The organism is Bradyrhizobium tropiciagri (assembly GCF_001189845.1).
GTDB classification, from domain to species: Bacteria; Pseudomonadota; Alphaproteobacteria; order Rhizobiales; family Xanthobacteraceae; genus Bradyrhizobium; species Bradyrhizobium tropiciagri.
On record NZ_LFLZ01000123.1, the window covers coordinates 1 to 13,769 of the forward strand.

Below are 13,769 nucleotides of genomic sequence, written 5' to 3' on the forward strand. Positions count from 1 at the left end.
GGGAGCTTCCGCGAGTTTCTTCGTTGACCGCCGATGCGGATCGGCCCCTCACCCCAACCCTCTCCCCGCAAGAGCGGGGCGAGGGAGCGCAGTTTTGCATTTTGCCGCGAAAGCGTTAGTTTTCGCGGCCTTTTTGGAGAAAGCCTGAAGAATGTCCGTGATTGATCTTGCTGCCAGCCCGAGCGACCTGCGGGCGCTTGCCGAACAATCCAACGCCTGGCCGTTCGAGCAGGCGAAAGCGATTGTGGCGCGGCTGAAGAAAAATCCCAAGGACGAGGTGCTGTTCGAGACCGGCTATGGCCCCTCGGGCCTGCCGCATATCGGCACCTTCGGCGAGGTCGCGCGCACCACGATGGTGCGCCACGCCTTCCGCGTGCTCACCGAGGACAAGATCAAGACCCGCCTGCTCGCCTTCTCCGACGACATGGACGGCCTGCGCAAGGTGCCGGACAACGTGCCGAACAAGGGGATGCTGCAGCAGCATCTCGGCAAGCCGCTGACCAAGGTGCCCGATCCGTTCGGCACCCATCCGAGCTTCGGCCAGCACAACAATGCGCGGCTGCGCTCCTTCCTCGACCAGTTCGGCTTCGATTACGAATTCGCGAGCTCGACCGAGTATTACACTTCCGGCCGGTTCGACGCCGCGCTGCTGCGCATGCTGGAGCGGATCGAGAAGGTGATGGCGATCATGCTGCCGTCGCTGCGCGAGGAGCGGGCGGCGAGCTACTCGCCGTTCCTGCCGATCTGTCCGCGCACGGGTCTCGTGCTCTATGTGCCGGTGACGGCGCATGACGCCAAGGCCGGCACGATCTCGTATGAAGATCCCGACACCAAGGAGAGCGTTACCGTTCCGGTCACCGGCGGCCGCTGCAAGCTGCAATGGAAGCCGGACTGGGCGATGCGCTGGTACGCGCTCGGCGTCGACTATGAAATGGCCGGCAAGGACCTGATCGACTCGGTGAAGCTGTCGGCCAAGATCTGCTCGGCGCTCGGCGGCACGCCGCCGGAAGGCTTCAACTACGAGCTGTTCCTCGACGAGAAGGGCCAGAAGATCTCGAAGTCGAAGGGCAACGGCCTGACGATCGACGAATGGCTGCGTTACGCCTCGCCGGAATCGCTGTCGCTGTTCATGTATCGCGAGCCGAAGGCGGCGAAGCGGCTCTATTTCGACGTCATCCCGCGCAATGTCGACGACTACCAGCAGTTCCTCGACGGCTTCGCGCGGCAGGAAGCGCGGCAGCAGCTGCAGAATCCGGTCTGGCACATCCATTCCGGCAAGCCGCCGCAGGCCGACATGCCCGTCACCTTCCAGCTCTTGCTGACGCTGGTGTCGTCGTCGAACGCGGAGAACGCCGAGACGCTGTGGGGTTTCATCGGCCGCTATCGGCCGGGCGTGACGCCGCAGACTCACCCGAAGCTGGACGCGATGGTCGGTTACGCCATCAACTATTATCGCGACTTCGTGGCGCCGACCAAGCAGTTCCGCGAGCCGACCGAGGGTGAGCGCGCCGCGCTGCAGGATCTGCGCGATGCGCTTGCCAACATGCCGGCAAGTGCGACCGCGGAAGACATCCAGAACGTGGTCTACGAGATCGGCCGCCGCGAGCCGTTCCTCGACATGGTCAAAAAGGGCAAGGACGGCCGACCCGGCGTCTCGCTCGACTGGTTCAACATGCTCTACCAGGTGCTGCTCGGCCAGGAGAAGGGCCCGCGCTTCGGCTCCTTTGTCGCGGTCTACGGCGTGCAGAACGCGGTCAACATGATCGACGGCGCGCTGGCGCGGTCGTCGTAATTCACCGCCGTCGTCCCTGCCCAGTGCGCAATTGCGCACGGGAGCAGGGACCCAACCACAGGCCGCCGTCGTTAAGGCAAGCTGTGGCACCAGCGCTGCGACATACGATGATCAGTGGTTATGGGTCCCGGCTCAAGGCCGGGACGACAGCGGAAGTTGAGGCGCCTGCAGCGGCTCACTTGTCTTGGTCGTAATTGCGACGAGCCCGCAAAAACCAGATGGCTGTCCTGCTGCAATTTCAGCCGGGGCGCTGCAGGACTGCGCTACACTTCATCCCATAAAATCAGCACGGCCTCCGTCGAGCGGCCGGCACAGATGGGAGCATGCGCATGCAGTTCAGGGTTTCGCCGACATCGCTGCAGGACAGTACGAGTGCCGAGGAATGGCAGGCGCGAGTCGATCTCGCGGCGGCGCATCGGCTCGCTTACATCCACGGCTTTTCGGAAGGCATCTTCAACCATCTCACCTTCGTCGTGCCCGGCCGCACCGACCGCTACTACCAGATCCCGTTCGGCATGCACTGGTCGGAGGTGACGGCGTCGTCCTTCATGGAGGTCGGCATCGACGATGCCCAAGTGAAGCGCGGCGAGGGTGAGGTCGAACGCTCCTGCTATTGCATCCATGCGCCGATCCACAAGGCGCTGCCGCAGGCCAAGGCGGTGTTCCATACTCATATGCCGTATGCGAGCGCGCTGACGCGGCTCGAGGATCCGCGCATCAAGGAGATCGGGCAGACCGAGGTCGGGCTGTCGGAAGCGATCGCCTATGACGATCTCTACACCGGCCCCGCGCTTGATCCCGAGGAAGGCGCGCGGCTCGCCAAGGTGATCGGCAACAAGACCATCCTGTTCATGGCCAATCACGGCATCTCCACCGTCGGCGAGACCGTCGCCGATGCCTATGACCGGCTCTACTACATCGAGCGCGCCGCGCAGGTGCAGATCTACGCGATGTGGACCCAGCAGCCGCTCAAGCAATTGCCGCAGCATGTGGTGGAGAAGACCAAGCGCGATTTCCGCGACGACCATCTCTACAAAGGTCCGTCCCCGTCGCAGCGGCATTTCGATGCGCTGAAGCGGATGCTGGACCGCAAGGAGCCGGACTACGCGACGTAACCGACGTTACGAACGTACCGCAACCTCCGCCGTCGTCCCTGCAAACACGAAAACAGGGACCCATAACCACAGGGCTGGGTTGTAAAAGCAGGCTGTGGCCGCAGCTCGCTTAAGCAGGATGAGCGGTGGTTATGGGTCCCGGGTCGCGCTTCGCTTGCCCGGGACGACACCGATTTTGTAGTCGCCGGATCGGCCGCTACTGGCTCGCCCACACCACACGCGCGATCCAGGCGACCTCCTCGGCATCGAGCATGCGGTCAGGATGCTCCGGATTGAGCGACGCCAGCTCCAGCACCTTGCCGGTGCGTCGCTTCAATTCCTTCACCATCACCTCGCCGCCGGTGGTGCGGACCACCACGCGATCGCCCCGGCGGATCGCGGTCGCGGGCGACACCACGATGATGTCGCCTTCGCGGTAGGCCGGCTTCATCGAGTCGCCCTCGATCTCCAGCGCATAGGCATGCTCATCGATGGTGGCCGGCAGCGCCACTTCGTCCCAGCCCTTGCCGGCGGGAAAGCCTGAGTCGTCGAAATAGCCGCCGGCACCGGCCTGCGCGAAGCCGAGCAACGGCACCGACTGGCCGCCGCGCGGACCATCGCCGAGCAGCTGCACGAAGGTCTCCATGCTGGCATTGCTCGCGGCCAGCGCCTTGGAGAGCGATTCGGTGGACGGCCAGCGCTCGCGGCCGTCGCCGGTCACCCGCTTGGACTTGTTGAAGGTGGTGGGATCGAGACCGGACTGCTTGGCAAGGCCGGACGGCGACAGGCCGGCACGTTCGGCGAGCCGGTCGAGCGCGGCCCAGACCTGAGCGTGGGTCAGCGGTCGCGCGGCTTTGGGCTGTTTGGCCATCGAGGACATCCCGGATGGTAGGAATTATTGCCTGAAACTTCGATTTTCGCAAATCTGCCGCCGGATGTGGCGCGGCACCGCTTGAGTTGCGCCGCCGCCGCCGATACGGTCCCTCCCTCGCCAGTTGGCGACTGGGGCATTTCCCCTCAAATCCGGATAAAACCCCAAGAGACTCAAGGACAAAAGGGAAGGCCGGGCCGTGCCCATGATCTATAAAATCACCCCCGCTTCGGCCTGGCGCGAGGCTGAGCGGCAGGGCGTGTACCGGGGCAGTGCGGACGACATTCGCGATGGCTTCATCCATTTTTCCACCGCCTCCCAGGTGGCCGAGACCGCGCGCAAGCACTACCACGGGCAGACCGGCCTGTTCCTGGTTGCGGTCGATGCCGCTGCGCTCGGCGACGCCTTGCGCTGGGAACGCTCGCGCAATGACGAGTTGTTCCCGCATCTCTATGGCGAACTCGACCTCGGCGCGGTCACCGAGATCCTCGACCTGCGCGCGCGCTCCGACGGCGGCCACGACGTTCCGGAGCTCAAGCCGTGATCCGTGCCTTCGACGCCTTCTCGCTGCCGCTGCTGCGTTGGTTCGATCCCGAAGATGCCCATCGCATGGCGATCCAGGGCCTGAAGCTGCTGCCGCCGATCCGGCTGCGGCCGGATGATCCCAAGCTCGCGGTGCGTGCCTTCGGGCTGAACTTTCCAAACCCGATCGGCATGGCGGCAGGCTTCGACAAGAGCGCCGAGGTGCCCGACGCGCTGCTGCGGCTCGGCTTCGGCTTTGTCGAGATCGGCTCGGTGACGCCGAAACCGCAAGCCGGCAATCCGCGGCCGCGGCTGTTTCGGCTGGAGCGTGACGAGGCCGTCATCAACCGCATGGGCTTCAACAATGACGGCGCCGAAGCCGTGCTGCGGCGGCTCGCCGCGCGCGCCGGCGGTGGCGGCATCGTCGGGGTCAATGTCGGGGCCAACAAGGATTCAGAGGACCGCACTGCCGACTACGTGAAGCTGATCGAGACCTTTGCGCCGGTCGCGAGCTATTTCACCGTCAACGTCTCCTCGCCGAATACGCCGGGCCTGCGCAATCTGCAGCAATCGGCGGCGCTCGACGATTTGCTGGCACGGGTGATCGATACCCGCGAGCGCGTGCGCAAGAACGCCGGCGATTCGCCGGTGCTGCTGAAGATCGCGCCGGACCTCAGCCTCGCCGAGCTCGACGATGTCGTGCACGTCGCCCGCTCGCGACGCGTCGACGGCATGATCGTCGCCAACACCACGCTGGCGCGGCCCTCGACCTTGCGCGAGGAGAACCGGGCCAAGGAGCAGGGCGGCCTGTCGGGCCGTCCGCTGTTCCGCCTCTCGACGCGCATGGTGGCCGAGACCTATGTCCGCGTCGAAGGTGCATTTCCGCTGATCGGCGTCGGCGGCATCGATAGCGGCGGCGCCGCGCTGACCAAGATCCGCGCCGGCGCCAGCCTGATCCAGCTCTATTCCTCGCTGGTCTACAAGGGCATCGGGCTGGTCGAGGACATCAAGCGCGATCTGTCCTCGACGTTGCTGCGCACGGGCCGCGACTCGCTGTCGGAAATCGTCGGCGCCGATGCCGCGACGATCACGGCCGAGGACTGGCCGGTGAGGTAGGTGCCGGTAGCCCGGATGGAGCGCAGCGCAATCCGGGACGGTGTCGCTGCGGGCGAGAACCCCGGATTTCGCTTCGCTGCATCCGGGCTACGCAGCTACAGTTTGAAGGTCTTCCGCAGCATCGCCGGATAGCGCAGGCCTTGCAGGCCGCCGCGCGCGACGTAGAAGCCGAGCAGCGCGATCCACAGGCCGGTGTTGCCGTATCCGCTCAGCACCCACCAGGTGGCAAGGAAGATCGCCAGCGAGGCCAGCATCAGATTGCGCATCTCGCGCGCCCAGGTCGCGCCGACATAGATGCCGTCGAAGCCGAATGCGAACACGCCGGGCAGCGGCGCCAGGATCACGAACAGCAGGAAATCGCGCGCATAGCGCCGCACGTCGTCGCTGGTCGTCATCAGATTGATCAGCGCCGGTCCGAACAGCGCGAACAGCACCGACACGACTAGCGCGAAGCCTGTGCCCCACAGCAGCACCAGCCGGGTCGAATCGGCGAAGCCGCGTCCGTCGCGCGCGCCGTAGGCGCGGCCGCACAGCTGCTGGGCCGCGTTGGCGAGGCCGTCGAGGAAGAAGGCGCTCACCAAGAGGAAGTTGTTCAGCACCGAATTCGCCGCCAGCGTGACGTCGCCTTCGCGCGCGCCCTTGGCGGTGAAGAACAGGAACACGGCGATCAGCGCCGCGGTGCGGACCATGATGTCGCGGTTGACGGCGAGCATGCGCATCAGCTTGGCGCGGTCGAACAGCGTGGCTGCGGGAACGGCAAAGCCGCCTTGCGAGATCCGCCACGCCACCACGATGCCGGCAACGAAGCCGGCGGTCTCGGCGAGCACCGCGGCGATCGCGGCACCGGCAATACCGGCGCCATAGGCCTGCACCAGCAGCACGGTCGCGATCATGTTGATGATGTTGATCACGATCTGCAGCGCCAGCGCCAGATTGGCGCGCGCCTGGCCGACCAGCCAGCCCAGGATGACGTAATTGGCGAGCGCCAGCGGCGCCGACCAGATCCGGATCATGAAATAGGTTTTTGCCGCGCGCGTGACACCCTCGCTGCCGCCCATCAGCTGGAACGTGATTGCGGCGAGCGGCACCTGCAACGCGATCAACGCCGCACCGATCAGGCCGGCGACGATGAAGCCGCGCACCAGGATCGCGGCATATTCCTGCGGCTCGCCCGCGCCCTGCGCTTGCGCGGTGAAGGCCAGCGTGCTCATGCGCAGGAAGGCGAACAGCCAGAACAGGCAGTCGAAGATCACCGAGGCCATCGCCACGCCGCCGAGCAGCGCGGCGTCGTCGAGACGGCCGATCGCGGTGGTCGAGACGATGCCGATCAGCGGCGTGGTCAGGTTGGCGACCATCGCGGGGCCGGCGATGGCGAACACCTGGCGGGTGGTGATCTTCGGGTGGATGGGTGCGTGCATGGCTACAGTTGCAAGGAATATACGCTTCTATCGCGTCATCCGTCGCGCGGCCATGCTGGAATTGTTCTCAGAGCAATGCGGCGGCGAGGGGGCTGGGCAGCCGACAAAGCCATTGCATCGTCAGAAGGCCACGACCATGCCGTCACTCGCTGCCGCATAGGGTAGCTCGTCAATGCGGCCGAGCATGTCGTCGCTCATATGGGTCAGCACCACGCGCCCTGCGTTGATGACAGGCAAATGCGCTTCCAGCGCTTTCAGGCTGAGATGGTTCTTGACCAATTTCTCGTACGTATACGCTTCCGCAATGAAGAGGTCGGCGTTTTGCGCCGCCGGGATCAGCGTGTCGGTCCACTCGGTGTCGGCGCTGTAGCAGACGGTGCGGCCTTCCGCCTCGACGCGATAGGCGAGAAACGGTCCGCCGGATTCGCCATGCACCACCGGGTAGGGCGTCACGGTCACCTCGCCGAAGCTGCGCCGCTCCTGCGGCGTGAGCGTGACGACCGACAGGTCGAAGCGCTGTTTAGTCCTGGAGGAATGCTCGAACATCACCTCCATCACCGCAGGCAATTTTGTTTCGATGCCTTCGGGACCTGCGATCACCAGCGGCCGGGTGCGGCGCGAGAACTGCGCGTCGAGCAGGAAGAACGGCAGGCCAGCGAAATGGTCGCCATGGAAATGCGTGATCAGGATCAGGTCGATCGCATCGCGATCGATCTCGAGCCGCTTCAGCGCCGGCAGCGAGGAGGCGCCGCAATCGATCAGGAAATTGACGCTGATACCGCTGACATGGAAGCACGTGTTGAAGCGGCCGCCGGAGCCGAATGCATCGCCGCAGCCGACAAATTGCAATTGCATCGGCTGCGAGCTCTCCTATTGATCAGCGGCCGCGCGGCGCGCCGAACAGCCGCGACAGCAGCCAGATCGGGATCACGATCACGGCGCCAAGCAGGAAGTAGCGCCAGGCCCAGTTGATCGCGTCGAAGCCGAAATCCCAGAGGCTCTGGAACAGTCGGCGGATGCTGTAGAGAATGTTCCACGGGTCGAGGCCGATCGCGGCAAGCACGACGCCGACCAGGATCGAGAGCAGGATCAGCCGGAACGCCACCGACAGCGGCGATCCGCCGAGAAAGCGGTACAGGCCGTCGCTGTGGCCGGCCGGCAAGTCCCGGATGTTGTCTGGCATCATCGTCTCCTGGCGGAATCGCCCGCGCATTATAGGTCACGGCGATGCACATGGGAAACCCGCGGGGCGCGATCAATGGCTGCCATGCGGCTTGCGGGTTTAACTTCCTGTCATGGAGATTAACATCCGTTCAAGTGTCTCCAGCCGGTCGGCTTCGCGCGGCGGTTTGTCCCAGCGCAGCCGGCTGATGCGGGGAAAGCGCATCGCGACGCCGGATTTGTGCCGCGGCGAGCGCTGCAGGCCCTCGAAGGCGACTTCCAGCACCAGCCCTTGATCCGGCTCGTGCACGACATGCCGCACCGGACCGAACTTCTCGGTGGTGTTGCGGCGGACGAAGCGGTCGATCTGCAACAGCTCCTCGTCGGTGAAACCGAAATAGGCCTTGCCGACCGGCACCAGCTCGTCGCCGGCCTCGCCGCGGGTCCAGACCCCGAACGTGTAATCGGAGTAATAGGACGAGCGCTTGCCGTGGCCGCGCTGCGCATACATCAAGACCGCATCGATGATGTGCGGATCACGCTTCCATTTCCACCACGGGCCTTTCGGCCGCCCCGGCAGATAGGGCGCGTCGCGCCGCTTCAGCATGACGCCTTCGACCGCGTCGGCATCGTCGCCGGCGCCGGCGCTCTTCGGATCGGCGCGCGCCGCGGCGAGCTCTTCCCAGCTCGCGAACGAGACTGTCGGCGACAGATCGATGCGAGGATCGCCGAGCTTGGCGACGAAGGCTTCGAGATGCGCGCGCCGTTCAGCGAACGGCAGCTCGCGCAGATCGTTCTCGTCGTCACCGAGCAGGTCGTAGGCGCGCAGGTGGATCGGAAATTCCTTGATCAGCTTCGGCGAGACGACTTTGCGGTTCAGCCGCTGCTGCAACACGTTGAAGGTCTGCACGCGGCCGTCGCGCAGCACCAGCAATTCGCCGTCGATCGCGCCGGGCAGGTGCAGCGACGGCACGAGGTCGGGGAAGCTGCCGGTGATGTCCTCGCCGGTGCGCGAATAGAGCCGCGCCTGGATGTGACCGCGCGCGTCGCGGCCGGCGACAGCCTGCACGCGGATGCCGTCCCACTTCCATTCCGCGCTGAAATCGGCGGCGGCGAGATTGGCAAAGTCCGTATCCTCGATCGCATGCGCCAGCATCACCGGACGGAACGGCGTCGGGTCGCGGTTGACCGGCTTGTCGCCGCGGCCTTCGAGCCAGGCGAACAATTCGAGATAGGGCGGTGACAGGCCGGGCCACATCAGCTCGATCTCGTGCGGATCCTTCTCGCCGAGCGCCGCTGCCGCAGTCTTCGCCAGCCGCGCCGAGATCCCGATCCGCATCGCACCGGTGACGAGCTTCAACAACGCCCAGCGTCCGGTCTCGTCGAGCTCGTCCAGCCAGCGCGCCAGCTGCGCCGGCAGCTCGGCCTTGCCGAGCGTGCGCAGCGTGGTGACGACATCGGTCAGTGTCGGCGGAGGCGGGTTGTTGTGGGTGCGTGGAATCTCACTGCGATCTCGCCCGCGGTACCCCTCTCCCCAACCCTCCCCCACAAGGGGTGAGGGAGTCTGCCCAGCGGTACGTCCCTCACTGACGTCAATTCCTTCAACATCGTTGTGAGGTGAGCACGCCGGTTGGGCTCCCTCCCCCCTTGTGGGGGAGGGTTGGGGAGAGGGGTGGCCCCGGAAAGACTCGTTGTGATGCGCACTGGAAGATTTCGGCCACATCAGCGCAACCGTCTCCGAGAGATCGCCGACGTAATCATAGGAATAGCCGAACAGCACCGGGTCGGTGCGTTCGGTGATCAGGTCGCGGATCAAGCCAGGCTTGGCGTGCTTGAACGACAGTGCGCCTGTCAGCGCCGCCAGCGCGTAGCCGCGGTCGGGGTCCTCGGTCTCGCGGAAATAGCCGACCAGCAGCCTGATCTTGTTGTTGCGACCGGGCTCGTAGGCGAGGCGGTCGAGCAACTCGGCAAAGCGGTTCATGGCTTCTTGGCCTCGCCGGCGGGCTGGCTCTCGCCGCCGGGCTGCGCCTCGCCTTCGTCGGTCACCGCCGCAGCCTCGCCTTCGTCCTCGTCGCCATAGCCGACCAGATCGAGCGGCCGCGCGGCAAGGCCCTTGCTCTTGCACCAATGCACCAGCGCGTCTTCCTGGCCGTGGGTGACCCAGATCTCGCCGGCACCGGTGGCCGCGATCGTCGCCGTCAGCCCGTCCCAATCGGCATGATCCGAGATCACCAGCGGCAGCTCGATGCCGCCTTGTCGCGCGCGGGCGCGCACGCGCATCCAGCCCGAGGCAAAAGCCGTGACCGGATCGGGGAAGCGCCGCGTCCAGACGTCTGATGTCGCGCTCGGCGGTGCCAGCGTGATGGTGCCGGCAAGCTCGGCCTTCTTCATGCCGCGCACCGGCCGGAGCTCGCCGAGCGCAATGCCGCGCTCCTGATAGTAATAGGTGATCTTCTCCATCGCGCCGTGCAGGTAGATCGGCGCGTCGTAGCCGGCCTCGCGCAGCAGCGCGATCACGCGTTGTGCCTTGCCGAGCGAATAGGCGCCGACCAGGTGCGCGCGCTCCGGAAACAGTTTTGCAGATGCCAGCAGCTTGTTCACTTCGCCGGCGGCGTCGCCATGGCGGAACACCGGCAGGCCAAAGGTCGCCTCCGTGATGAAGACGTCGCAGGGCACCAGCTCGAACGGTGCGCAGGTCGGATCGCGCGCATCCTTGTAGTCGCCGGAGGCGACGATGCGCCTGTCCTTGCAGGTGACGGAGATCTGGGCGGAGCCCAGCACATGCCCGGCGGGATGAAACGACACCGTGACGTCGCCGAGCCTGATCTCCTCGCCATAGGCGACGGCCTGCACGGAGCCGGCGAAATTCTCGCCATAGCGCAGCCGCATCATGTCGAGGGTTTCCTGGGTCGCGAGCACGGCGCCATGGCCCGCCCGCGCATGGTCGGAATGGCCATGGGTGATCAGTGCCCGCTCGACCGGCCTGACAGGATCGATGTGGAAGCCGCCGGGCTTGCAGCAAAGCCCGGCCGGGACGGGCATCAGGATGTCTTGCGGGCGCATGCCGCACATATAGGCATCAATTCCACGATATCTAATCGTCATGCGCGGGCTTGACCCGCGCATCCATCTCCGGAAAAAGTCCGTGCTTTGATGGATGGCCACCCGGCCAGGATCCTTAAGACGAGATTGGTTCCTTAGAGAAAATGGCCCCGCGCCTGTTTCTGTCCTCCGGCGACCTCGTTGCCGACCGCCGCTACGAGTTCGCACGCGACCTGCAGTTGAAGGGCGACCTGCCGGCTGCCGCCGAGCTGCTCGAACAGGCGATCGAGCTGGTGCCGAAATTCACGTCGGCCTGGTACACGCTCGGCAAGATCCGCCTCGAGCTCGGCCAGCGCGAGGCCGCGATCGCAGCCTTCCGCGCCGCGCGCGATGCCGATCCCGAAGACCGTCATGGCGCCGGCCTGCACCTGATGCAACTCGGCGTCGAGCCGATCGCTTCGATGCCGCCAGGCTATGTGCAGACGCTGTTCGATCAATATGCGCCGCGCTTCGAGGCGGCGCTGGTCGGCGATCTCGGCTATCGCGGCCCGGCGCTGCTGTTCAAGGCGGTGCTGTCGGTGCGCGCTGCTGCGAAGAAGCCGGCCTTCTTCAAACGCGCGATCGATCTCGGTTGCGGCACTGGCCTGGCGGCCGGCGCGTTCGCGCAGCATGTCGACCGGTTCATCGGCATCGACCTGTCGCCGCGCATGATCGACAAGGCGCGCGCTACCGGACTTTATGCCGAGCTCGAGGTCGACGACATGCTGCAGGGGATTTCCGGCAAGCCGGACGCCAGCGCCGAATTGATCCTTGCTGCGGATGCGATGGTCTATGTCCCCGATCTCGCGCCGGTGCTCGCCGAGGCCAAGCGTGTGCTGGTCGCGGGTGGCGTGCTCGCCTTCACGGCCGAGACCCATGACGGCGAGGGCGTCATCCTCGGCGAGGGGCTGCGCTACGCCCACAGTGCGGCTTACGTGCGCGCCTCCGTCGCCGCCGTGGGGCTGACATTGGCATTGCTCGACGATCTCTCGGCGCGCAATGAAGACAATATCCCGGCACCCGGGCTCGTCGCCGTCGCCGTGAAGCCGTGACGCTTCTCGCCCTCCCCTGGAGGGGGAGGGTCGGCTCACATTGAGCGAAGCGAAATGAGAGCCGGGGTGGGGTGATCTCTCAACACGGGCAGTGCCGACGTGGAGAGACCTTCACCCCACCTCGGTTCGCATTACATGCGAACCGATCCTCCCCCTCCAGGGGAGGATAAGAGCGAGATCCCACACAATCTCACGCGCAAAACTTGAGTCTACACGCTACGGCATTTGCCGTGACGCGGCATTGCGCCACACAGCCGTGACTTCGCGCTTGCCCGGCGCTGGGCGGAATGCGAGAGAGCTTTCGCCTCAGGGAGAGAAACAATGAAAAAACATACCCGGCGCGAATTCGGCGCCACTGCATTATCCGTCATCGCGGCGTCCGTGCTGCCCGCGCCGTTCGTCCGGGCCGCCGACAAGAAATACGATCCGGGTGCGAGCGACACCGAGATCAAGCTCGGCCAGACCGTGCCGCATTCCGGCCCGGGCTCGCTCTATGGTGTGCTCGGCCGCGTCGGCGAAGCCTATTTCCAGATGCTGAACGACAACGGCGGCATCAATGGCCGCAAGGTGAAATTCCTCACCATGGACGACGCCTACAGCGCGCCGAAATGCGTCGAGGCGACGCGCCGCCTGGTCGAGCAGGAGGAGGTGCTGGCGCTCTACGGCTCGCTCGGCACCGCACCGCAGACTGCCGTGCACAAATATCTCAATTCCAAGGGCGTGCCCCAGTTGCTGTTGAACACCGGCGCCTCGAAGTGGAACGACCCGAAGACCTACAAATGGACCATGGCGGGCCTGCCGCTCTATCCGACCGAGGCGCGCATCCTCGCCAAGCACGTCGTCAGTGTGAAGCCGAACGCCAAGATCGGCATCCTCTATCAGAACGATGATTTCGGCCGCGACTTCCTGGGCCCATTCAAGAAGGTGCTGGCCGATGCCGGCGGCAAGGCACAGGTGATCATGGAGCAGACCTACGATCTCACCGATCCGACGGTCGATTCCCAGCTCATCAATCTCTCGAAGTCGGGCGCCGACGTGTTCTACAACATCACGACAGGCAAGGCGACGTCGCAGTCGATCCGCAAGGTCGCCGAACTCGGCTGGAAGCCGCTGCAGCTGTTGTCGGCGGGCTCGACCGGCCGTTCGATCCTGACCGCCGCGGGGCTCGAGAATGCCAAGGACATCGTCGCGATCCGCTACAACAAGGAAGTCGGCGTGCCGCGCTACGAGAAGGATCCGGATGTGGTCGCGTTCGAGGAGCTACGCAAGAAGTACCTGCCGAACATCGACCCCGACAACACCATCGCCTTCGCCGGCTACGGCCAGGCGGCAACGATGGGCGAAATCCTGCGCCGCTGCGGCGACGACCTGACCCGCGCCAACGTGCTGAAGCACGCCACCACGCTGGCCGGTTTCCACTCGCCCTATTTCCTCGACGGCATCAATTACAGCTATACGCCCGACGACTACACGCCGATGAAGACGCTCTACGTCTCTATCTTCAACGGCAAGGATTGGGACCTCTCCGGCGAGCCGATGACGGAGTAGGGCTCTCGCTGTTCTTCACCTCGCCCCGCTTGCGGGGAGAGGTCGATCGCATCGCGAGATGCGATCCGGGTGAGGGGGTACAGGTCTCACGGCGCCCGGCACTCGTGGAAGCAG

At 65.3% G+C, this 13,769-nt stretch carries 12 protein-coding genes; 6 read left to right on the forward strand and 6 right to left on the reverse strand.

The features are described from left to right. Window positions 1-151: 151 nt before the first annotated feature. Together AKN84_RS42815 and AKN84_RS42820 are read left to right on the forward strand one after the other, a co-directional pair. Window positions 152-1,792, forward strand: a complete 1,641-nt coding sequence (locus AKN84_RS42815) for a lysine--tRNA ligase (RefSeq protein WP_050426352.1) — start codon at window positions 152-154, stop codon at window positions 1,790-1,792. A 329-nt stretch (window positions 1,793-2,121) separates the two neighbouring features. Then, window positions 2,122-2,907 (forward strand): class II aldolase/adducin family protein, encoded by a 786-nt coding sequence (locus AKN84_RS42820; RefSeq protein ID WP_244485784.1) that lies wholly within the window; start codon window positions 2,122-2,124, stop codon window positions 2,905-2,907. 196 nt (window positions 2,908-3,103) lie between these two features. On the opposite strand, the gene AKN84_RS42825 is transcribed toward AKN84_RS42820, so the two are convergent. Further along, window positions 3,104-3,757: a S24 family peptidase gene (locus AKN84_RS42825; RefSeq protein WP_050426361.1), complete on the reverse strand. Its 654-nt coding sequence runs from the start codon at window positions 3,755-3,757 to the stop codon at window positions 3,104-3,106. A gap of 199 nt (window positions 3,758-3,956) precedes the next feature. On the opposite strand from AKN84_RS42825, the gene AKN84_RS42830 reads away from it, so the two are divergent. Both AKN84_RS42830 and AKN84_RS42835 read left to right on the forward strand, forming a co-directional pair. Then, window positions 3,957-4,301: a DUF952 domain-containing protein gene (locus AKN84_RS42830; RefSeq protein WP_128971681.1), complete on the forward strand. Its 345-nt coding sequence runs from the start codon at window positions 3,957-3,959 to the stop codon at window positions 4,299-4,301. Next, the gene (locus AKN84_RS42835) at window positions 4,298-5,395 is read left to right on the forward strand and encodes a quinone-dependent dihydroorotate dehydrogenase (protein ID WP_050426355.1); all 1,098 of its coding nucleotides are present in this window, start codon (window positions 4,298-4,300) and stop codon (window positions 5,393-5,395) included. Before AKN84_RS42830 ends, AKN84_RS42835 begins: the two co-directional genes overlap by 4 nt. A gap of 95 nt (window positions 5,396-5,490) precedes the next feature. On the opposite strand, the gene AKN84_RS42840 is transcribed toward AKN84_RS42835, so the two are convergent. The 5 genes from AKN84_RS42840 to AKN84_RS42860 form a co-directional block, all read right to left on the reverse strand. Next, entirely contained in the window at window positions 5,491-6,813 is a 1,323-nt protein-coding gene (locus AKN84_RS42840; protein ID WP_050426356.1) for an MATE family efflux transporter, read from the reverse strand. A gap of 120 nt (window positions 6,814-6,933) precedes the next feature. Beyond that, complete coding sequence (locus AKN84_RS42845; protein WP_050426357.1) at window positions 6,934-7,668, reverse strand: MBL fold metallo-hydrolase; 735 nt, start codon at window positions 7,666-7,668, stop codon at window positions 6,934-6,936. Window positions 7,669-7,690: 22 nt separating this feature from the next. Then, window positions 7,691-7,996 (reverse strand): DUF6460 domain-containing protein, encoded by a 306-nt coding sequence (locus AKN84_RS42850; RefSeq protein ID WP_050426362.1) that lies wholly within the window; start codon window positions 7,994-7,996, stop codon window positions 7,691-7,693. Window positions 7,997-8,095: 99 nt separating this feature from the next. Continuing rightward, the gene (locus AKN84_RS42855) at window positions 8,096-9,955 is read right to left on the reverse strand and encodes a cisplatin damage response ATP-dependent DNA ligase (protein ID WP_050426358.1); all 1,860 of its coding nucleotides are present in this window, start codon (window positions 9,953-9,955) and stop codon (window positions 8,096-8,098) included. After that, a complete protein-coding gene (locus AKN84_RS42860) occupies window positions 9,952-11,037 on the reverse strand; it encodes a ligase-associated DNA damage response exonuclease (RefSeq protein ID WP_050426363.1) in 1,086 nt (361 codons plus the stop codon). The genes AKN84_RS42855 and AKN84_RS42860 overlap by 4 nt, the downstream gene beginning before the upstream one ends. 143 nt (window positions 11,038-11,180) lie before the next feature. Between AKN84_RS42860 and AKN84_RS42865 the strand changes: the two genes are divergently transcribed. Together AKN84_RS42865 and AKN84_RS42870 are read left to right on the forward strand one after the other, a co-directional pair. Next, a complete protein-coding gene (locus AKN84_RS42865) occupies window positions 11,181-12,107 on the forward strand; it encodes a methyltransferase domain-containing protein (protein ID WP_050426359.1) in 927 nt (308 codons plus the stop codon). A gap of 321 nt (window positions 12,108-12,428) precedes the next feature. Next, window positions 12,429-13,655 carry an ABC transporter substrate-binding protein gene (locus AKN84_RS42870; RefSeq protein ID WP_050426360.1) on the forward strand — a complete coding sequence of 409 codons (1,227 nt, stop codon included), beginning with the start codon at window positions 12,429-12,431 and terminating at the stop codon, window positions 13,653-13,655. Window positions 13,656-13,769 lie beyond the last annotated feature (114 nt).